This window comes from Tahibacter caeni (assembly GCF_024609805.1).
In the GTDB taxonomy this organism is placed as follows: domain Bacteria; phylum Pseudomonadota; class Gammaproteobacteria; order Xanthomonadales; family Rhodanobacteraceae; genus Tahibacter; species Tahibacter caeni.
Genome location: NZ_JANFVR010000005.1, coordinates 1 through 19077, shown reverse-complemented (window position 1 = coordinate 19077; position 19077 = coordinate 1). Strand labels below are relative to the sequence as shown.

Annotated in this window: 22 protein-coding genes; 16 read left to right on the top strand and 6 right to left on the bottom strand. The window is 59.9% G+C overall.

All coding sequences use genetic code 11. From position 1 onward, the window contains the following. The first annotated feature begins 848 nt into the window (after positions 1–848). The 6 genes from NON22_RS01140 (at position 849) to NON22_RS01115 (ending at position 7797) form a co-directional block, all read left to right on the top strand. Positions 849–1961, top strand: a complete 1113-nt coding sequence (locus NON22_RS01140; protein ID WP_257385053.1) for a hypothetical protein — start codon at positions 849–851, stop codon at positions 1959–1961. 136 nt (positions 1962–2097) lie between these two features. Further along, positions 2098–4122 (top strand): endonuclease, encoded by a 2025-nt coding sequence (locus NON22_RS01135; RefSeq protein WP_257385052.1) that lies wholly within the window; start codon positions 2098–2100, stop codon positions 4120–4122. 128 nt (positions 4123–4250) lie between these two features. Beyond that, positions 4251–4910 (top strand): hypothetical protein, encoded by a 660-nt coding sequence (locus NON22_RS01130; RefSeq protein ID WP_257385051.1) that lies wholly within the window; start codon positions 4251–4253, stop codon positions 4908–4910. Between the two features lie 85 nt (positions 4911–4995). Next, positions 4996–6720 (top strand): RHS repeat domain-containing protein, encoded by a 1725-nt coding sequence (locus tag NON22_RS01125; RefSeq protein WP_257385050.1) that lies wholly within the window; start codon positions 4996–4998, stop codon positions 6718–6720. After that, positions 6720–7361, top strand: a complete 642-nt coding sequence (locus NON22_RS01120; RefSeq protein WP_257385049.1) for a hypothetical protein — start codon at positions 6720–6722, stop codon at positions 7359–7361. The genes NON22_RS01125 and NON22_RS01120 overlap by 1 nt, the downstream gene beginning before the upstream one ends. A 139-nt stretch (positions 7362–7500) precedes the next feature. Continuing rightward, positions 7501–7797 carry a hypothetical protein gene (locus tag NON22_RS01115; RefSeq protein WP_257385048.1) on the top strand — a complete coding sequence of 99 codons (297 nt, stop codon included), beginning with the start codon at positions 7501–7503 and terminating at the stop codon, positions 7795–7797. A 13-nt stretch (positions 7798–7810) separates the two neighbouring features. On the opposite strand, the gene NON22_RS01110 is transcribed toward NON22_RS01115, so the two are convergent. The 4 genes from NON22_RS01110 to NON22_RS01095 form a co-directional block, all read right to left on the bottom strand. After that, a complete protein-coding gene (locus tag NON22_RS01110; RefSeq protein WP_257385047.1) occupies positions 7811–8119 on the bottom strand; it encodes a hypothetical protein in 309 nt (102 codons plus the stop codon). 74 nt (positions 8120–8193) lie between these two features. Beyond that, the gene (locus NON22_RS01105; RefSeq protein WP_257385046.1) at positions 8194–8553 is read right to left on the bottom strand and encodes a hypothetical protein; all 360 of its coding nucleotides are present in this window, start codon (positions 8551–8553) and stop codon (positions 8194–8196) included. After that, positions 8546–9277: a hypothetical protein gene (locus NON22_RS01100; protein WP_257385045.1), complete on the bottom strand. Its 732-nt coding sequence runs from the start codon at positions 9275–9277 to the stop codon at positions 8546–8548. The genes NON22_RS01105 and NON22_RS01100 overlap by 8 nt, the downstream gene beginning before the upstream one ends. Positions 9278–9306: 29 nt before the next feature. After that, positions 9307–9522: a hypothetical protein gene (locus tag NON22_RS01095; RefSeq protein WP_257385044.1), complete on the bottom strand. Its 216-nt coding sequence runs from the start codon at positions 9520–9522 to the stop codon at positions 9307–9309. 77 nt (positions 9523–9599) lie between these two features. Between NON22_RS01095 and NON22_RS01090 the strand changes: the two genes are divergently transcribed. The 6 genes from NON22_RS01090 to NON22_RS01065 all read left to right on the top strand — a co-directional run bounded on the left by NON22_RS01090 (position 9600) and on the right by NON22_RS01065 (position 15319). Then, a complete protein-coding gene (locus tag NON22_RS01090; RefSeq protein ID WP_257385043.1) occupies positions 9600–11141 on the top strand; it encodes a type IV secretory system conjugative DNA transfer family protein in 1542 nt (513 codons plus the stop codon). Next, a complete protein-coding gene (locus NON22_RS01085) occupies positions 11138–11746 on the top strand; it encodes a hypothetical protein (RefSeq protein ID WP_257385042.1) in 609 nt (202 codons plus the stop codon). Before NON22_RS01090 ends, NON22_RS01085 begins: the two co-directional genes overlap by 4 nt. Before the next feature lie 382 nt (positions 11747–12128). Beyond that, complete coding sequence (gene mobQ, locus NON22_RS01080) at positions 12129–13097, top strand: MobQ family relaxase (RefSeq protein WP_257385041.1); 969 nt, start codon at positions 12129–12131, stop codon at positions 13095–13097. A 2-nt stretch (positions 13098–13099) separates the two neighbouring features. Then, positions 13100–13558: a hypothetical protein gene (locus NON22_RS01075; protein ID WP_257385040.1), complete on the top strand. Its 459-nt coding sequence runs from the start codon at positions 13100–13102 to the stop codon at positions 13556–13558. Between the two features lie 74 nt (positions 13559–13632). Then, entirely contained in the window at positions 13633–14286 is a 654-nt protein-coding gene (locus tag NON22_RS01070) for a hypothetical protein (RefSeq protein ID WP_257385039.1), read from the top strand. Positions 14287–14518: 232 nt separating this feature from the next. Then, positions 14519–15319 (top strand): hypothetical protein, encoded by an 801-nt coding sequence (locus NON22_RS01065; protein ID WP_257385038.1) that lies wholly within the window; start codon positions 14519–14521, stop codon positions 15317–15319. A 322-nt stretch (positions 15320–15641) separates the two neighbouring features. Here NON22_RS01065 and NON22_RS01060 read toward each other — a convergent pair whose 3' ends face one another. After that, positions 15642–15797 carry a hypothetical protein gene (locus tag NON22_RS01060; protein ID WP_257385037.1) on the bottom strand — a complete coding sequence of 52 codons (156 nt, stop codon included), beginning with the start codon at positions 15795–15797 and terminating at the stop codon, positions 15642–15644. Positions 15798–15889: 92 nt separating this feature from the next. Between NON22_RS01060 and NON22_RS01055 the strand changes: the two genes are divergently transcribed. Further along, entirely contained in the window at positions 15890–16240 is a 351-nt protein-coding gene (locus NON22_RS01055) for a hypothetical protein (RefSeq protein ID WP_257385036.1), read from the top strand. 69 nt (positions 16241–16309) lie between these two features. Here the strand turns inward: NON22_RS01055 and NON22_RS01050 are convergent, their stop codons facing one another. Next, complete coding sequence (locus NON22_RS01050) at positions 16310–16870, bottom strand: tyrosine-type recombinase/integrase (RefSeq protein WP_257385035.1); 561 nt, start codon at positions 16868–16870, stop codon at positions 16310–16312. A gap of 200 nt (positions 16871–17070) precedes the next feature. On the opposite strand from NON22_RS01050, the gene NON22_RS01045 reads away from it, so the two are divergent. From NON22_RS01045 to NON22_RS01035, 3 genes are all read left to right on the top strand, one after another. Further along, positions 17071–17907 carry a tetratricopeptide repeat protein gene (locus NON22_RS01045; RefSeq protein WP_257385034.1) on the top strand — a complete coding sequence of 279 codons (837 nt, stop codon included), beginning with the start codon at positions 17071–17073 and terminating at the stop codon, positions 17905–17907. Continuing rightward, positions 17904–18536: a hypothetical protein gene (locus tag NON22_RS01040; protein WP_257385033.1), complete on the top strand. Its 633-nt coding sequence runs from the start codon at positions 17904–17906 to the stop codon at positions 18534–18536. Before NON22_RS01045 ends, NON22_RS01040 begins: the two co-directional genes overlap by 4 nt. A 67-nt stretch (positions 18537–18603) precedes the next feature. Beyond that, a partial coding sequence (locus NON22_RS01035; protein WP_257385032.1) for an IS5 family transposase occupies positions 18604–19077 on the top strand: 474 nt, incomplete at its 3' end.

The window sequence follows — 19077 nt, the reverse complement described above, 5'->3', positions numbered from 1 at the left end:
ACGAACTATGTGTATATGTCAGCGCGTTTCGTGTCGTCCGTCTAGTGTTGCTGCAGAACGGCATTGTGCTGGCGTTACCAGTTGCTGTATCGGACTGAAGGTCGGCCATTAAAAAAGCCGCCCCTTGCGGGAGCGGCTTTCAGAGAGATGGTGCCCGAGGTCGGACTCGAACCGACAAGCCTTGCGGCGGTGGATTTTCTTCCCACTTCGACTTTCGCCGCCGACCTGCACGGGGCAGGGCGTTCGTGGTCTGGAGCACGCCTTCACCGTAGCGCCGCAGTCGGTTGACTGCATTGCCGTAGGTGCCCGCCGTCTGCTCTCTACACCTTCCCTGAGCCTTTCGGCCTAGGGCTTGGCTCGGCGTTAGCTCGGACATTGTCCAGGGCCTTCACCGAGTTTGACGGGCTTCACCTCTGGGGTTTCCCCCGGAGGGCTCAAATTCGCTATGAGTCCACTGCGTCTACCAATTCCACCACTCGGGCATGGTACGCGCGCTTCTACTATCAGCATCTTGCTGGATTCACAACACTTTTCGCCAACTGCGCGAGACTATTGAATATTCCGTCCGGATGGCAACCTGCAGAACAACCAACTGTGAAGGCTACTGGCCCACCTGTTGGCCTGTCAAGACAGTGTCTCATCGGGCTGATGGTTATCCGCCGATTGAGCGGCCTCCCAAGCCGGCGGGTACACCGAGCCTCAGGCATGGGACGCAATAGGCGGGGTAGGAGGTATTGCCGGAGCGTGTACCGCGCTACACCGCGGGTCGAGGGGCTGAGAGGATGAGCGCCCTGGCGACACTTAAGTTCTTTGTGCGGCAGCCGTTGCATCACTCGGGAGTTGGGAAAATGGCACTCTACTACTCTGTCGGCGGTAACCTGTTGCGACCCCAAGAGGTGCGTAGGCATCGCGAAACCATCCTGTCGTTCGCGAACGAGAAGGTCAGCGTGAAGAGTGGGGGATTGACCTTTGCGGCAGAGAGTCATGGGTTCGAATTTGCCCCATCCGGTGAAGCGCCGACAGTTGCGTTCACACCAATCGGGCTGGGAAAGCCGCTGACTATCTGGCTGGCCTCCGTCTATCCGGGCGACCTTCCACCCAAATCGGGCATCTTTGGAAAAGAGCGCGGTGCGCTGGTAACGTCCGCGGTGAAAAGCTGGCAAACCTTCGACGCGCAACCCCGAGCGCTCAATATGTTGAAGAAGTCAGTGACTCGACTGATGCCAATATCAGGGCCTGCCGCGACCGAGGAAGGAACCCGGGTCATGTTCTACTCGCCAGCGCTCGTCGACCGTTCGCTGACGCTTACCGTGGAACTGGCGATCGACAATATCAATGAGGAACTATTCAATTCTGTCGGAGGCATCTTTCGCGATGCTGCCGGGCTGCCCATTTTTGCGATGGCATCGCCGTATCTGCTGGCCGCGGGTTCCCTGTTCAAGCTTGGCGGGCAGGTTGCAAATGGCCTGTACGACAACAAAGCCGAGTTCCAGGGAACGGAAGTGATCTCGTTTGATGTTGGTGGCGAGAGGACAGCCGTTGCCGGCTTTGCGGTTCTCACCCGCTCCGAACTCGACGAGTCCACATTAAAAAACTATTCCATCGGCAAGGACGGTATCCTCAGAAACGCCGAGGGAACAGCCTACCAGGGAAAGATCCCTTACGCCGTCATCGCACTCGACGGGCGCGAAGACAAGAGACTTGAAGAATTCAAGAGCACAGCTGCCAGCGCCGCGTTGATGCAACGTTTCTACAACGTCCGCACCGATGGTCAAACCAATGCGACGGCGTTGATCGAAGCACTCTCTCTTTACAACGATTTTCGGTTCCGCAGCGAGGCTGATGACATTCTCAAGGAACTGCAGAAGCCGGGGTTGTCCGAAGATGAAAAGAAGGCGCTGACGGAAAAACTCGACGCCATTAAGAAGAACATCAAGAACGAGCTCTTCAAGCCCGAATAGAGTGATTCGCTGCGCGGTGCGCGGCTGAGCTGCCGTCAGCGCTAGCGTTCGTTAAGGCGTCTGTCTGACGCATTCTTGATCCCGTCACCTCACTAGCCTAACGTCGTCCGCTGGCATCCCCTGCCGGACGACTCTCATGCATTCGCGCATCGCACTGTTAGCCGTTCTGCTTTCCGTGTTCGCTTCCCCGGTGGTGGCTGTCGCCCCCGTCTTCGTCAACGAAATCCACTATGACAATAGTGGGCCGGACACTGGCGAGGCTGTCGAAATCGCCGGCCCCGCGCTGACCAACCTCGATGGCTGGTCCGTCGTCTTCTACAACGGGACGGGCGGGACGACCTACGGCACGATGCCGCTGAGTAGTTTTCTGGCGAACCAGTGCGATGGGTTCGGCACGGTCATGGTCGATGCTACCGGCCTGCAGAACGGTGCACCTGATGGCCTGGCGCTCGTCAACGGCAGCACGGTCGTTCAGTTCCTCAGCTACGAGGGCGTGTTCACCGCGACGAACGGCCCGGCAGCAGGGTTGACCAGCACCGACATCGGCGTGTCGGAGAACGGCAGCGCGCCAGCGGGCCAGTCCTTGCGGCTGGCGGGCACGGGAACGGTCGCCGAAGATTTCATCTGGCAGTCCTCCGCCACCGCGTCGTTCGGTCAGTGCAATCAGGGCCAGACATTCATCGGCGGCGTCGATGCCCCGCCTGCCGTCATCGACCTACAGCCGGCGCAGGGCGCCACGAACGTGGCGGAATCTGCGCTCGTCAGCGTCCAGTTCAGCGAGGCGGTTTCGCTCGGCCCTGGCGCGGTCACGCTCGTCTGCTCCAGCTCGGGCAATGTCGGCCTGACGCTGACCTCCAATCCGAACGCGGCGCACTACGTCTACACGCCGACGATGCTATTCACCTCGGCAGAGACCTGCACCACCACCGTTGCCGCCAGCCTGGTCAGTGATCTGGACGGCACGCCGGACACGATGGCGGCGAATGCTACGAGCACGTTCACCGTGGCGACCGATGTCGCGCCTATAGTCGCGGATCGCCGTCCCGTCGCCGGCGCCACTGGCGTTCCCACCTTGAGCCCGCTGCGCGTGTTCTTCTCGGAAGCGGTCACGGCTTCCAATGGTTGGCTCACATTGAACTGCACGAATACCGGCGCCCATGCGCTGACCATTACTGGCGGCGCGCAGCAGTTCAGTGCGCAGCCGGTGCCGGCGCTCGGCGGCAGCGAGACATGCACGGCAACAGTGCATGCGGCCCTGGTCCTCGATCAGGACGGCAGCCCGAACGCGATGAGCAGTGATGCCAGCTGGAGCTTTGGGACCGGACCGGCCATCGGCAACTACTACCAGAACGTCGATCCGAGCAGTGCAGCGGCACTGCGCGCGTCGCTGCACACGATCATCAAGGATCACACCCGCTATCCGTATTCCTCGGGCGGCACCGACACCTGGACGATCCTCGAACAGGCCGATGAAGACCCGAACGATCCGTACCGCATCGTGGACGCCTACAAGAACGTGTCGTTTGCGAAGGTGACGAGCAATCGCCCCTACAACCGCGAGCATATCTGGCCGAAGGCCTACGGCTTCCCGGATGACGGCGCGACGAACTACCCGTACACCGACACCCACATGCTCCATCTGACCGACAACAACTACAACGGTACGCGCGGCACCAAGCCGTTCGGCACCTGTTCGTCGGTCTGCCAGGAATACACGACGGTGCTGACCAACGGGGAAGGCGGAGGAAGCGGTCTATATCCGGGGAATTCCAACTGGTCTGACGGGGTGATCTGGGAGGTCTGGAGTTCGCGCAAAGGCGATCTGGCGCGCGCGCTGCTCTACATGGATGTGCGGTACGAGGGCGGGCTCAACGGGATCACGAACAGCCCGGAGCCCGACTTGGTACTGACAGACAATCTGAGCCTGATCCAGACCACCGGCACCAATACCTCCGGCACGGCGTATATGGGCCTGCTCAGCGTCATTCTGACCTGGCACTACATGGACCCGCCGACCGACCGCGAGCGGCTGCGCAATGAGATCGTGTTCGGCTATCAGCACAACCGCAATCCATTCATCGACTATCCGGAATGGGCCGACTGCGTGTTCCTCGATCTATGCACGGCGGACACGATTTTCGCCAATGGTTTCGAGCCGTAGGCTCAGTCTGCAGAGAGTGGCCGCGACCCAATAGCGCAGCGGCAGTAGCTCACTGGCGGTGACGGGTGAAATGCACGCTGCAATGCGCCAGAGTTCCGGCAACGATCCCGGCTTCCCGTAGTGAGAGGATGTTCTTCGTCGCGGCAGTTCTTGCGATTGTTCGCCATGTGGCGTTCTCCCGGGGTGGTATTCCACCGCCGCGAGTTTGCGCGAGGCAAGGAACAATGGCTAAGGCGTCCCACAAAAAAACGAGCCTCCCCAGCGCTCCGAAAATCGAAACGCCGGAACTTATTCCAGCGAAGCCAGACAGCGGCGAGCGGAGCGAAGTCTTCGCGCGCCTTCGTGATCTGCGCAATCGCGCGCTGGACGCGGAATTGAACGCGGAGGCCTACATTCTCGCAATCGACACCGGCGCAATCATCGCAATTCTCAGCGTGTGGGGAAAGCAATCGGCAATCGGCATGTTTGCTGCGAAATCGGCCCTCACTTTATTCTGGCTCTCAACGCTGATGGTGGCGGCGGTAAAAATCGTTCGGATTGTTCGCGCCTACTTCCGCATGGGAACCTTTGAGAAAGCTGCTGCGGACTTTCTCGCCGGCGGTGACTATCTTGAGCTATTTCGGCGTGATCGCTATGCCAGAAAATATGACGGAGCCATCAAGATATTCGGAATTGTAGCGATGTCCTTCACCGTGGCCGGGATGGGCTTTGCGGCATCGAACCTTTGGGGAAGCTCTGCGTCACCACTGCCTGACCAGATTTTTGCCACGTCGTTTGAGTGGCACTAACGACATTGCCGCAACTGTCGTATCCGTCGCGCGTATGCAACAATAAACCTTTGTGTACCCATGAACGGCATACGGCGGATCATTCATGCGTCTACTGTGGCTCGCATTATTCCTGACTGCCTTCGCGTCGCTATCGGCTGTTGCCGCGACCACACCGACGGTCAGAACCTACGAATACAACGCTCGCAATCAGCTAACGGCGATCAACGACTCTACGAATCCGGAGCGCAACGTCGTATTCACCTACGACGAAAACGGCAACCGGCAGACCAAGACGCAGGGCGGAGCTGTTACGGCGTACCTATGGGATGCGCGTGGGCGGCTCATCGAGGTCAAGCGCGATGGCACTCCGGTCGCGCGATACGGCTACAACGCCGCCGGGCAGCGAACCCACAAGGAACTGTTTGGCCCGAACGCCACACTCGTTCGATATGTCTATGACGGCCCCCGGCTGATCGAGGAAACGAATGTCCTCGGTAACTCCCTTGCCAGGTACGACTATTCGGCAGATGGCCGTCTGCTTTCGATGCGGCGCAACGGGCAGGTCTATCAGTATCTCCTCGATGCACTCGGGACGCCCATAGCGATTCTGCGGACCGACGGACAGGTCGTATCGCGATTCAAGGTAGATGCCTGGGGTAATCCCATAGCAACGGTATCCACCGTTAAGAGCCCTTTCGGCTTCACCGGCTACGTGGTCGATGACGAAACCGGGCTGCACTACGCGAACGCGCGTTACTACGACTCGGAGTTGGGGGCGTTTCTAAGCGAAGACCCTGCAGCGGGCGACCCGATGCGACCGATTACGCTTCACCCATATGTCTACGCGAACGCCAACCCCCTCATTTATCTCGATCGTAGCGGTAGGACAGCCGAGCTGCAACAAGTGCTGCAAGGCCACGAGCAGAACCAGCAAGACATCGTCAATCTCGCTATCGAGATCAAGGCGATGCGTAGTTCCGCTACCTGGTACGAGCGTCCGTTTGTCGAGATTGGGATGCTGGGGACGGTGCTTCTGACTGCCGGAAACCGAGCGGGCGAAGGTGTCGTGACCATGGCGAATGCCGGAGCGAACGTGGCGCTCACCGCGGCGGACACCTACATCGCAGACCTCGGTGAAGGCGCCGATTCAGCGAACCAAGAGGTCGCCGAGTTTGCGGAGGCTGCATTCGGCGCTGCCGAAGGCGCGATAGCTGATCCCCGGGCTGCCGCTGATGCGGCCATTGACGCTGCGCTTGATCCCTACGAGCGCGCTTACTATGAGGACGATACCGCCGCGCAGCTCGATCTGGCCGCCAGCATCGACCCTCGCAAGCTCACCGGTCGCGTGCTGAATGCGATGGCGCCCAAACGTGGCCCACCCACGAGCTTTCATGTCACCGAAGGTGCCAATGGCCGCCCCGAATTGGTGCCGATGCAGCGGATGACTGGCGGGGGGAATCCTCCGGGGCCTCCCCATGATCCTGTAAAGCTGCGCCGGTTTCTGGAGACCGACAACGCTGCTGATGCACGTAGGCACGCGCAAGAGGCGGCAGAGGCTGGGTGTTGCGTGACTGGAACCATCGACCGGACAGGGGCGGCAAAGCGTCGCGCCGCGCGCATCAAAGACTACGAGACCAAGCCCGGCTATGACCGCGACGAATTTCCACCGGCGGTCATCAGGCCGGACGATCCCGCGAAGTACAGTGTCCAGCACGTCAAATCCGGTGATAATCGGAGTAGCGGCAGCACATTAAAATATGAAATACAGGATCTGCCCGACGGGACGCGGGTGCAGATCGTTGTTCCGCCGAAAAAGGACGACCCGTAATGACAAAGCAAGACAGCATTGATGCGTTGCTCGGTATCGCATCCGCGCCGCTCGGGCCTGCGGAAGCTGTTTCCAGCGCGACGCTTCTTGAAGCGTCTGAGGGCATGCGCGCCGTCATGTCTGTCTTGCGTCGGCGAAACGGCTTTTACGCATTTGAAAGTGCGCTGCTCTTTCGTCCGCTGAGCAGTTGCGGATCGGTGCGAGGAATTATCGAGTGGAATTCCCCCGCCGGATGGCGGGCGGCGTATGGTGATGCCGCAAGAGGAATCACGTTCTTTGCGGAGGACATATTCGCCGTGCAGTTCGGGATTACGGCCTCGGGCGTGGTGTCGTTCAATCCCGAGACCGCTGAGATCATCGAACTCACAAAAACATTGAGCGAATGGGTCGGGGCAGTTCTCAGCGATTACGCTGAGCTGACCGGATGGCCGCTTGCGCGGGAATGGCAGGCGACGCATGGTCCCATCCCGCCGGGTAAGCGCCTCCTGCCGCGCAAGCCCTTTGTGTTGGGTGGTGAATACGAGGTTGGGAATCTTGTCGCCGTGGATGAGCAGGAAGCGATAACGAAGCTGGGACGCTTGTATGCTCAGATCGCCCGGTTACCCGACGGGCAGAGCGTGACACTTTCCGATTGGCTGTAGTCGAGCAGGTGCCCGGATTCGCCGCCCCCCCTGCGCTCCGATCTGCCATGCGTTTTTCCTTCGACTGTGCAGCCAGTATGGCCGCGCCTGATTTCTTCTCGCGGTGAGAGGTTCGTGATGTTGCCGACACTATCCCCGGATGGAAGGCGACGACGGCTATCGCATGCGCAAAGAAGAGAAGCACTGGAACGTCGCGCAGCAGCGTGTCTTGCGTACGCTGCGTGTTCTCGTCGAGCATGGGAACGAAGGGTTGCTGCCCGGCAAGGTGGCCGAGTTAGTGGGAACGATTCCCAGTAACGCGACGCGCGATCTGGCGAATCTGCGGATCGCGGGACTGGCCCAACAGATTGACGAGCGCTGGTATCCTGCAATGGTGCGAGTGCCGGCCCGCGATGCAGCTCACTCAGCTCAACGCTCAAGCGCTCAGCCCAAGTAGGATTGCGCAGCCGCTACAGGGTGCGTGCGGCAATTCCGGCCTGTTGCTGGACTTTCTCAGTCCACTTCGCATCCGATTTTCTCTGGGCTGCCTCGGTGGCTAAGCGCCCGACACCGTAGCCGATACCGACGACGGCGAGGCCTGTAATGGCACCAACCAGCGGCGTGTAGCTGCTGCCTTTGAGATGCGTCAGCGATTCACGGAGCTTAGCGAGTTCCGCCTTGGCTTCATCGAAAACCAGCTCGTTTCCAACGAGCTTGCGAAGGTCACGCCGAATGGCTTGGTGTGCATCACGAAGTTTCTGTAGGTCATCGGCACTCATACTTCACCATAGCCGATCGCGGCCATCGTGTTGTATGACAATTCGATGAAGATTCTGGCCGGGCCAGGGTTGGCTTACGCTTCTTGTTGATACGTTAACGCAATGACTTCGATGACTTTTCCGAGATAGTCATGGCTGCCGGCGTTGTAGTCTTTGAACAGCGCCAGGATGGCTGCGCTATCGCCTGCCGCTGCGAGCTTTTCGATGGCAAATCGGGCGAGGTCTGTTCGTAGCCGGCGATCTTCGAGGACTACTTCCTCCGTGCGTCCGTATTTCTCGAACGAAGAACGCACATGCTCGATCCGGGCACGCCAAGCCTCCCGTTGCTTCGCGAGATCCATGTACTGGATGAGCGTTGCCGCTGTCGCCTTGATGGTGAGCTCCGTCACGGCTTGGCCTGGCGCAACCTGCATGCCGGCGAAGAAGTCAGTCATCGCCGAACTCCTGAAGCAGCCGCGCCAGCTCGGCGGCCACATCGGATGCCATTTCGAGTAGCACTGCGGCCATTGATTCGTCCGAGTCCGCATTTCCCATCAGCGGAACAACGATACTGTCCCACCGCATAGCTAGATCGTCGTGCGCGCTCATAAGCGATGCGATCTGCTGATCGGCGGCAAGTCGCATCTCTGTGGATGCTGCCGCGGCGCGCTCATACGCTTTGGCACCGTTTACCGCCTTGGCGACGCCGTCATAGGCGAGGACTGCTCCGGCAGCGATGCCAGCAAAATGCCCCCAGTCGCGATGGTTGAAGCGCGCATAGGCGGACACGCCCTGCAAGCTTCTGAGTATTTCTTGCCGCTGGGTTGGTGGCATGCCGGCACGATCCGCAGCAGTCGGCGAGAGCGTTCGCAGCTCCGCCAGCATGTCCGCCCATACCTGCTTGAGTGCCTCCGGCAGCTCGGAGGGCATGCTTCGAACGGCGCTCGACGGCGTCCGCACCGCGCGACGGATCATTTCGACGTAGGACTGCATACGCTCGAGGTACTGACGCCGGCGGCGCTTGAATTCGATGTGCTTGTCGTTGACGTAGCGCTCCGCATCCGCGATCAGCGCCTTCGCCTTGTCGATCCTGTTGTCACCGTACTTCTCTGCGCCTTTACCTGCGGCAGCACCCGCTATTATGGCGCCTATAGCCCACGCGATCAGCGGTAACGGCATTGCCTTCTCCTAGCGAGTTTGTCGACGAGTTAGCGATCAATGTCCAGTTCGTGCGAATCGCGGGCATGATCGCGTTCTTCGGGATGTTCTTTTGCAGCTGTTGCAAATCGTTCGTCGTCTCGCGACAGCGCGTGCTCTCCGGGCCGCGCGATCTTGCGGCCAAACCAGGGTTCTTCGACGACTTTTTCGCGGATGTCGGTAATCGCGCGCCCGAACGCTTCGGTAAACCAGTCGCGCTGCGCCATGAGGTTCTCCGTGGTGGTTGCGAACACATAGTTGCTTAGTGGTAAGGTACATCAAAAATCTATTTGCGAACTAGTTCATGGACAGCGCGCTGCTTCGCCTTTCGTCGAATGACGTGTTTACGGTGCGCGACGCCTGCCAGGGTGTCGCGGTATTCGGCAGCATCGGCAGCGGCAAGACGAGCGGTTCGGGGCAGGCGCTCGCGACCGCCTATCTGCGCGCAGGGTTCGGTGGGCTAGTGCTTTGCGCCAAGCCGGACGAGGTCACGCTTTGGCGGCGCTACGCCGCCATGAGCGGACGCCAAGCGTCGTTGATCGAATGGAACGGCGCGAATCATGGTTTCAATTTCGTGACATACGAGTTGGCGCGCCAGGGTTCGGCAGGCTTGAACAGCGTGGTCGAGTGCCTGCTGCGCGTGGTGGAAGCGGCGCGGCTCGCCGGGCCGACGCCGGGTCGCAGCGGCGATTCCTTCTGGGAGGACACGACGCGCCAGCTCCTTCGCAACACGATTCCGGTGCTCTATGCCGCGTACCGCAGCATTTCGATCCCCCAGATCTGCGAGTTCGTGCGCAGCGCACCGCGGTCACTGCAGGAAATGGACGACGAGGGCTGGCAGTCACGGTCCTTCATGTTTGCAACCTTTGCAAAAGCTGGCCCGCAGATTGGGCCAGAAGCCGGTCGGATGCTGCTTGGCTATTGGCGCGGTGACTTCGCCGTACTCGATAGCAAGACACGCGGCAACATCGTGACCTCGCTGACCACGACGCTCGACCGGTTCAATCATGGATGGCTGGCCCCGGCCTTCTGCGGGCAGACGACGCTGGTGCCGGAGCTGTGCTTCCACGGTGCGCTGATCGTGCTCGACATGCCCGCGTTGACGCGCAACGAGGACGGCATCATCGCCCAGCAACTGTTCAAATATATGTGGCAGCGGGCTGTGCTCAGTCGCAACGCGTTGGATGCCGGGCAGCGCGATCGCCCCGTGTTCCTCTGGGCGGATGAGGCGCAGTATTTCGTGAACTCCTACGACGCCGAATTCCAGTCGACCTGCCGCACCTCGCGGGCCTCCACGGTCTACCTGTCGCAATCGCTGCCGACCTACTACGCCCGTATGCAAGGCGAGAACGCGCGCGACCGCGTACATCACCTGCTCGGAAATTTCGGCACGAAGATATTCCACAGCAATGCTTGCCCGGAAACCAACGAATGGGCGGCGCGCACGCTCGGTCGCGTACTCAAGCGGCGCGAGACCTACAACGAGACGGACGGCAGCTCGACGAGCTACGGCATGAACCGGGGCTCGAACGTGAATCGCGGTAGCCAATCGGGAAACGGGGGCAGCTCGGGCCCGGACGGGCGCACGAGTGGTTCCTGGAACTACGGCAACTCGTACGGCACGGGCGAGAGCTGGGGTGAGCAGCGCGGCGGCGGAACCAGCACCGGCAAGAGTTACGGCTATAGCGAGCAGATGGACCATCTGATCGAACCGGCGCAGTTTGGCCGGATGCTCAAGACCGGCGGGCCGGCCAACGGCAACCGGGTATCCGCCGTCTGGTATCAGGCGGGACGGTCCTTCACCGATTCGGGAAGCAACATGCTGCTGACGACGTTCGCCCAATGAACCGACCGCCCTTCTTCTATTTCATCCTCGGGCACGGACTGATCGTCGGCAGCGCCCTCGTATTCATGTTCATCGCCCTGGGGCTTTGGGCCGCCGGCGCATCGGCGCTGGTTCCTGTTGGCGCCATCGCCGCCGCCTTGTGGGTGGGCCGGGCGCGAACCCAGGTTGCTCGCTACCGGCAGTGGCACCGGGAATGGGAAGCGCTCGATCCGAGCGCCGCGCCGTCGCGCAGGCAGGCGGCAGCGACGGCGGCGCCTGAGTCGGTAGCGACGGACCAACCGCGCGCCCGCTCGCACTGGCTTCTGTGGGCGGTGGTCGCCGTGTCGTGGCTGTGCCTTGCCGGGACCGTGAAGACGCCGAAGCAGCAGGCCGGGCTGGTGTGGTTCACGGTGCTGATCGTCGCCTATCTCGCGTTTCTTGCGGTCGCTCGGCTGTGGCGTCGACAGGCCGTACCGGCATCCGTCTCCACGCCAACCCCAAAGATGGACGACACGCTGGTACGTCAGTGCGTCACGCGACCGCTCTACGCGGTGCCGCCCTTGGGCGTCGCCTACCAGCAGCTCCCCCACCACTGTTTGCAGACGCTGCAAACCTGCAGTCTGTAGTTCGACTAAAGGCGGGTTGGCGTCGTCAGATTTCGGTGCTTCATTTGCCACATGCGCAACTTGTGACTCCGCCAAAAATTCGGAAAGTCGGATCGCGGTTCATGATCGTGAAGTTCGAGCTCTATCGCTAAGGTTGTACGGTCCGAGTCGGTGGCGTTGCTGGCGCACCGTCCAACCCTCGAAGGAATTGCACTGATATTTCAGAGCCATTGACGGCCACGTTAACCATTTCTTAGGACATTTGATCCATCGTGGATCTTCAAGGAGCCTCCGGCAGGGGTGCACGTTGCTTGCAACGTATAAGTGCACACTTAGCCTTTCTCTGGTGGGGCGGGATTGAAGGCGGTGAAGCCGTCAGATGGACGACAGGGGGAGCGACGTCATGGCGCTATTCAGCATGAGCATGCAGGTTCTGAAGCGCAGTGAAGGTCGCTCGTCGGTAGCGGCGGCGGCCTATCGCTCAGGCGAACGCCTGTACGACGAGCGCACGGCGACCGTTCACGACTACAGCCGCCGCGGCGGGGTTGAGCACAAGGAAATCCTGCTGCCCGAAGGCGCGCCGCGCTGGTGTCGCAACATTGGCCGCGAAGCATTCTGGAACACCGTCGAGACCGGGGAGCGGCGCAAGGATGCGCAGCTATGCCGCGAGCTTCGGATCATGATTCCCCGCGAGCTCGAACCGGCAGAGCGGATTCGCCTGGTGCGGGACTATCTGCGCGAGGCGTTCGTCAGCAAGGGCATGGTGGCGGACGTGTGCTGGCACAACAAGGTCGCCAGCGACGGACTGGAGCAACCGCATGCGCATGTGATGCTGACGATGCGGCCCCTGACGCCGGACGGGTTCGGACCGAAGTCGCGCCATGACTGGATACCCGACCCGGACGGTGCGCGGCACCCGGACGGCAAGCCGGTGCTGGTGATGAGCAACCGTGATAGCTGGAACTCGCCGGCTTATTTCGACAAGTGCCGCGAGGATTGGGAGCGCCTCGCGAACGCTGCGCTGGAGCGCGCAGGCTCCGCCGAGCGGATCGACCGGCGCAGCTTGTTGGAGCGCGGACTTGTCCGCCTGCCGGAACCGGCGCTGCGGCTCGCCTACTACCTGCACGATCTCTACGGCTGCATGAAGGACCGTTTCGGCCAGTTCCAGATGGCGAAACACTACCAGGCGGTGGAACGGGCGGCGACCGGCGCCTTCCAGCGCATGGAGGACACCGGCATGGCGCCCGACAAGGCGGCGCATATGGCCGGACGGTTCTATGGCTGGTTCGACCGCCAGTTGGACCGCTTGCGACCGGCGCCCGAGCCGGAGCGCGGCCATGGCCATGAGCACCCGTTCGGCATGGAGCGCTGAGCATGAGCAACTGGCAAGAAATGTTTGAGCCGCGCCGGGCCGCCATGGTCGGCCAGGTCAGCACGGCCACCTCGGCCAGCACGGCGGCGCCAACGGACGAGGGCGTGCCCGCACCGGACCTGAAGGTCTATCACCCGTGGATATTGCAGCGCGGGCGGTCGCACCCGGCGATGTTCATCGACTTTCGGCGGTTCGACCCGAAAAGCGGGCTGCTGATGGGCTGCCAGATGAGCTACCCGATGCTGCTCAGCATCGAGTACACGGGCGACAAGCTCGTGTCGCTGGATTTCGGGCAGCGGAAATTCATGATCGAAGGCGCAGGCCTGATCGACCTCGCCCGCCATCTGCAGCAAGGCATCGTGCTCGCGGTGCAGGAATACAGTGAGTCGATCTGGAATACGAAGCCGGAGGCGAACAGGGTTACTCGAATCGCTCGATTCGATGCAGCACCACAACGATGATGGAAACGCATCCCTCCAGGCTGCGTTCAATGAAGCTGTTCGTGTGACGTTCCACAACCATAGGGGAAGGAAGGATGAACACCTCGGTTGAAAGTCCCACCGGAGGCCAGCGGTCTCCACGCCCGCGCAAGACCGGCGATACCGTGAAAATCGCGCTGATCTCGGCGGTAACTGCCGTCATTACGGCACTGATTACGGCGGGCGTGACGGTTTACCAAGCCACACTTGCCGCGGAGAAGGCTGCGTCGGAAGCAAAAGCATCTGCGGAACACGCCAAGGAATCCGAGCAAGGGGCAAGTCGCGCGGCGCGAGTTGCAGAGGCGCTGAACGATGGCAAATGTCCATCCGCTGTGACCAAGGACGGCGTGCCACTGCTTAAGACGTTCACGGATAACTATGAGGGCACCGCCGGCTCTGCGCGCGAACTCCTCAACATTCAAGGGCACGGTTGCCTTATCAGCGGTTCCGTTCTCGGCTACTACGTTCAGAACACAGCCGGGGGGCGCAACTACACCATCTCGATCAACGTGGACGGCTACGAATTTACCTATCCGATGAACACGGATGGGAAGACGGCTGCATATGCGCAGGATGCCGCCGAGAACAACACGGGTGTTCTCGTCCTCCCGCAAATCGCCTTCCGAAACTCGCTACGCATCACCTACTACTACGCGGGCGGCGGGAAGGAGATTGCGGCGCATGCACTCGTTGCCTACCAGACCGACTAGTTTGTAGCCGGAAAGCGACGGCCACGCGGTTGGCAGACGGCCTATCCGCACCTTATCGCAGCCGAGTATGTCGGCGACCGGATGCTGTCGCTCGATTTCGGGACGCGGCTATTCATGATCGAAGACCGAGGCTTGGGCGAACTTGCGCGCCAGCACCTGCGCGGCTAGTTCGATGTTTCATGCGTGAAGTCCGGGCTACTAACGAAAACCGTTTCTATGATGGGAATTTTTTATGCCGATCAATGACATTGACGCCAACTGGATAGCGCCGGTCGTTGGATTTGCGGGCGTGTTAATTGCCCAGATAGTTGCGATGACGATCAGTTACCACACAAGAAAGCGAGCTCAATGGATAAGCCTTATCACAAAAACAGTTGACGTTTCGATGCACTGCACAAAACGTTATGAGGAGCTGAGCAAGGAGTATTCAGACATTCTTAAACGAAAGCGAGAGCTGAAGGACACAAGCGACCCGAAAATTAGGGACCAGGAAAGAGAGGAAATAGAGGACAAAAGCAGGAGCTATTGGGCGTCATTCTGGGCGCTGAAAAGCGATCAGTTTGATTTCTGGTTACTCGGTGTCCTTGACCATGATACTTTTTTTGATTGGTCCTATAGTCTTTCAGTAAAAATTTCAAAGGAGCTGATAAAGGAAAACAAGAATGGCCACTCAATAACCAATGATGGGCCTCTACTGAGGTCGTGGAATGATTGGGTCTCGGGTCAAGAAGGCCCCAGCCACAGCGGGTCGAATCCTCAGTTCGTAAGCTTCATAAAGTCAATAGTTATAAAAACGAAACTAGTTAGAGTTAATGCGAAAATAAAGGGAAATGATATTGATAGAGAGTTGGCAATCGCCATACTCGATCTGATGGGGAAACTTGAAGGAACGAAACGGAAGCCGGGGTTTTCGCGCAGATATCGGAAGCTCGCTTGGAGCGGAAACGAGTTCTTAGAATTCGCAAAGATGTTGCGTAAAGACATAGATATTAGAAATCTCTCTAATGTCGTCGGCGATATTAAATCAATATAATGGACTATCTGTTTATTGGGCCAATTACGCTTTTATCTTTCTTCGGAATTCCGGCGCATTCGTGATACTTCTCGTTTACTATCTCAACCAGTAATGCACGGCCCGCGACTCTCGGATCCGTGGCACTCCCGGAAAATCCGCCTATTGGCATGGTCGACATTGACTCTTCAAGTAGTTTCATTGCGGCTGCTAGGCATTCGGACTCTCGATTCGAGAACGCAATTTTCACGTCATCTGTCATTTTTACCTCCAAATTTATTTCGCTATCTTTTGCATATACCAGTTCCACGTTATTTTGTGTGACGATTTAATGAAGATTCGATCAGCTACACATCCGCTCCGCAAATTCGCGTTCCTCGATGCCAACGGCATCGAGGTAGATGGCGGTGGTCGTTGGGCTGGCATGGCCGAGCCATCGCTGCGCGAGGTTTTGCGGCACGCCATGCCCGAGGGCGAAGATGCCAAAGGTATCGCGCATGCCGCGGAGGCAAGTTTGGCTGTACTGACGGCACAGCCAGTTTACAGGGCGACACCCACTTACTCTGCCGAAGTCAACTTTTGGAGACTAATATGTCTTGGGAAAAAATCAAGGAGCAGGTAGAAAAAAGCAATAACGTGAAGACGTTCTCGATGGAAGTTCTTCGTGACGCTCATGGTGCGCAGCGATTGGGCGTAAAAGTATGCAATGACATTAGCAAGGTGCTTGCCGGCATTGGGCTCGGTCATGTCCCCGTCGATCTTCCCAGTTATCAACACGAACAAGTTAGGCTCTATAAACGAGGGACATCTGTTGGCCAGCTGATCGAGACTGTTCTAACTCCCGGCGAACAGAACGATAAGTCTTTGTCTGACAAATTTTCAGATGTGACGCCCGATTACGCGGCGCTAATCGAGAAGATACGCGAAATCATTGGTGAATGACGCACATCCTTAGAGAGAAAGCCGATGTCGCTGCATGGCTCGGCTTTCTCTACTCTGTCGATGGCCCAATCACCACATGCGCTCCGCAAACTCGCGTTCTTCGACGCCGACTGCATCGAGGTAGATTGCGGTGGTGGTTGGGCTGGCATGGCCCAACCATCGCTGCACAAGGTTCTGTGGCACGCCATGAGCAAGTGCGAACAGGCCGAAGGTGTGGCGCATGCCGCGGCAGCAGGCCATCGGCCCTTCGATGCCGGCACGCTGCATGACTTCTGCGACATAGCGCCAGCCGGTTGCGCGGTGCCAGGGGAAGTAGCGCGCCGACGGTTCACCCGGCAGGGCTTGCAGCATCTCGACCACGCCTTTCGGCAGCGGGACCAGGCGGAAATGGCGCTTGCGCCGTTTGAGCGTGGCAATGGTGAGCCTGCCTTCATTGAGCTGGTGCGGCGTGAGGCGCAATGCCTCGGTAATTCTACAGCCCGTAAACACCAGCACATGGCAGAGCGCGCAGATGCGTGGCGGCATGCGTTCGGCCACGGCAAGGAATCTAGCTCGCTCTGCGGTGTTGAGGTACTTGCGGCGGCCTGCCTCATCGAATACTTGCCAGTTGGTGACAATTGGCTGATTCATGGCGACCTCCGATGCAACCGAATGAACAAGAGGGTTGCGAATAAATTTCGCGTTTCCTTGCCTCTTCGTTCATTTGCGGTACACCGATGAGGGCGCTCCGTCAGCAACTCTCTGAACTACGGCGTATACCTTGCAACAAAATTGTTCAAAGTGTTGCAGCGTGGCAGGCTGATCGCATCGAGTAGTGGCGGAGTATCCCGATGCGTGCGCATGGCAAGGGGGCGCTGTCGAGCCTCTGCGGTATCGTTTTGCTCGCAATTCTGATTGCGCCGGGATGCGATTCCGGGCGATCGCCTCGGCAAGCCGCATCCGGTGTGGGAGCGACCTGGGGGCAGCAGCCATCTGCTGAACAACTGGCCGCACAGGAGCGTGAACGGCGGGAAGCCGAGGAACGAGTCCAGCAGGCGCAGCGGCAGCGCGCGTTTGATGCGGCAGTCGCTGCCTACAAGGCAGGCAACTACCCGGCGGCCTATGCCGGATTCTCGGCACTCGCTCAGCAGGGCATGCCGGGAGCCCTATCAAACCTTGGCGTCATGGTGCAGCAAGGGCATGGCACCGCAGCCGACCCCTACCGCGCCTACGGGCTGTTCGCGCAAGCGGCGCAGAGTGGATTCGCGCATGGCGCCATGAATGCGGGGTTCATGCAGGTGACCGGCGACGGCACCGAGGCCGACCCGGAAGCCGGGGCCGCCCGCATCCGCTCGGCGATGGCATCGCCCGAGCTGCGTGACGAGATCCGCAGCCGTACGGCGCAGCTTTGCGCTAACGCGCGCGCCGAATCGCAGCGGCTTCCGACGATTTTCGACCTGTTCAAGAAGCACATGCCGGGGAAGGCGACGCTTTGCGCGTTCGACACGCTGACGGCGGAGACGCAGGAAAAGAACAAGTTCGCCAACTGCGTTCGCGCGGCGTGCCAGTTGGAGGTTACGCTAGGCGAGGCGGATTCCTGCCAGGCGCTCTTTGTCGAAGGCAGGCAGAACGAGCAGCGCCGCGCATTGCTGCAACGCATTGAGGTAGCGTTGGGGTGCTCGGCATGAAGCGCATCGCCGGAATGTTGCTTGCGGCGATGCTGCCATTGGCGGTGAGTGCCGAGCCAGCAGATGCGGCGCTGCGGCGGCGTGATAGCCTGCGGAGCACCCTCACGACGGATTCACCGGCGATGGTCACGTCCTTACGCAAAGGGTGCGTGCGCGGAATCGCTGTGAAAGGCGCGCGCGACGATTGGGCACGGGGGAACTATTGGACCCCTGATGCAGTGGACGAGTGCGTGACCATCCTGACGCGGCACGGACGCGACGGAACGCTTGATGGACTGTACCGGACGATTCTGCTCGACCTGGTGAAGGACGATGCTGGTGCAAATACGCTTGCGGCAGAAATCGGCAGTTACGTGCTGGACAAGAACGTTTCTGAGGTGCCATTGGCGCGAGCTGTGGCGTTGCCGGTGACAGCAGCGCTCGCATTCGATGCCGGGTTTACGAACGGCTACCGCGACAGCAGCAAGTCAAAAGCGGATGTTGAAACGCTCCCTGGCGAGGCGGCTCTCAAGCCGTTTGCCGAACGTTGCCTTGACTTGGCAGAGGCGAAGCTGCAGGGCTGCTACTCCGCAGGGTATGTGTACGGCCTGCGCGCTGCACAAGGCACCCTGGTGGAAGCCGCGCGCTAGGGAAGGTCTGAACAAGTCCGCCCCATTGTGCTGAGATAGTGCCACTACCCGACGAGGACCGCGCGCGATGGACCAGATGAGCTTTGGCGACGGGGAGTACGCGAGCAAGCGCAAGCGGACACGCCGGGAGACGTTCCTGGCGGAGATGGAGCAGGTGATTCCGTGGACGATCCTGTTGAATCTGATCGAACCGGTGTACCCGAAGGCGGGGAACGGCCGGCCGCCGTATCCGCTGAAGGTGATGCTGAAGGTCCACCTGATGCAGAACTGGTTCGGGCTGAGCGATCCCGCGATGGAAGAGGCGCTGTACGAGATCGCGTCGATGCGACAGTTCGCGGGGCTTTCGTTGACCAAGCCGATCCCGGATGAGACGACGATCCTGAACTTCCGACGGCTGCTGGAGAAGTACGAACTGGCGGTGGAGATGCTGTCGCGAGTGAACGGCTATCTGACACGCAAGGGGCTGATGCTCAAGCGCGGAACGATCGTGGATGCAACCATCATTGCGGCGCCCAGTTCGACGAAGAACGCGGAGGGCGAA

Excerpts from the sequence above, each read along its gene's own strand:
- NON22_RS01125 (WP_257385050.1), top strand. The coding sequence starts at position 4,996 with ATGCGTCTACTGTGGCTCGCATTATTCCTGACTGCCTTCGCGTCGCTA.
- NON22_RS01050 (WP_257385035.1), bottom strand. The coding sequence starts at position 16,870 with ATGAATCAGCCAATTGTCACCAACTGGCAAGTATTCGATGAGGCAGGC.
- NON22_RS01105 (WP_257385046.1), bottom strand. The coding sequence starts at position 8,553 with ATGACTGACTTCTTCGCCGGCATGCAGGTTGCGCCAGGCCAAGCCGTG.
- NON22_RS01065 (WP_257385038.1), top strand. The coding sequence starts at position 14,519 with ATGCCGATCAATGACATTGACGCCAACTGGATAGCGCCGGTCGTTGGA.
- NON22_RS01090 (WP_257385043.1), top strand. The coding sequence starts at position 9,600 with ATGGACAGCGCGCTGCTTCGCCTTTCGTCGAATGACGTGTTTACGGTG.
- NON22_RS01040 (WP_257385033.1), top strand. The coding sequence starts at position 17,904 with ATGAAGCGCATCGCCGGAATGTTGCTTGCGGCGATGCTGCCATTGGCG.
- NON22_RS01055 (WP_257385036.1), top strand. The coding sequence starts at position 15,890 with ATGTCTTGGGAAAAAATCAAGGAGCAGGTAGAAAAAAGCAATAACGTG.
- NON22_RS01130 (WP_257385051.1), top strand. The coding sequence starts at position 4,251 with ATGTTCTTCGTCGCGGCAGTTCTTGCGATTGTTCGCCATGTGGCGTTC.
- NON22_RS01140 (WP_257385053.1), top strand. The coding sequence starts at position 849 with ATGGCACTCTACTACTCTGTCGGCGGTAACCTGTTGCGACCCCAAGAG.
- NON22_RS01115 (WP_257385048.1), top strand. The coding sequence starts at position 7,501 with ATGGAAGGCGACGACGGCTATCGCATGCGCAAAGAAGAGAAGCACTGG.
- NON22_RS01110 (WP_257385047.1), bottom strand. The coding sequence starts at position 8,119 with ATGAGTGCCGATGACCTACAGAAACTTCGTGATGCACACCAAGCCATT.
- NON22_RS01085 (WP_257385042.1), top strand. The coding sequence starts at position 11,138 with ATGAACCGACCGCCCTTCTTCTATTTCATCCTCGGGCACGGACTGATC.
- NON22_RS01045 (WP_257385034.1), top strand. The coding sequence starts at position 17,071 with ATGCGTGCGCATGGCAAGGGGGCGCTGTCGAGCCTCTGCGGTATCGTT.
- NON22_RS01095 (WP_257385044.1), bottom strand. The coding sequence starts at position 9,522 with ATGGCGCAGCGCGACTGGTTTACCGAAGCGTTCGGGCGCGCGATTACC.
- NON22_RS01075 (WP_257385040.1), top strand. The coding sequence starts at position 13,100 with ATGAGCAACTGGCAAGAAATGTTTGAGCCGCGCCGGGCCGCCATGGTC.
- NON22_RS01060 (WP_257385037.1), bottom strand. The coding sequence starts at position 15,797 with ATGCGCGATACCTTTGGCATCTTCGCCCTCGGGCATGGCGTGCCGCAA.
- NON22_RS01135 (WP_257385052.1), top strand. The coding sequence starts at position 2,098 with ATGCATTCGCGCATCGCACTGTTAGCCGTTCTGCTTTCCGTGTTCGCT.
- NON22_RS01120 (WP_257385049.1), top strand. The coding sequence starts at position 6,720 with ATGACAAAGCAAGACAGCATTGATGCGTTGCTCGGTATCGCATCCGCG.
- NON22_RS01070 (WP_257385039.1), top strand. The coding sequence starts at position 13,633 with ATGAACACCTCGGTTGAAAGTCCCACCGGAGGCCAGCGGTCTCCACGC.
- mobQ (WP_257385041.1), top strand. The coding sequence starts at position 12,129 with ATGGCGCTATTCAGCATGAGCATGCAGGTTCTGAAGCGCAGTGAAGGT.
- NON22_RS01100 (WP_257385045.1), bottom strand. The coding sequence starts at position 9,277 with ATGCCGTTACCGCTGATCGCGTGGGCTATAGGCGCCATAATAGCGGGT.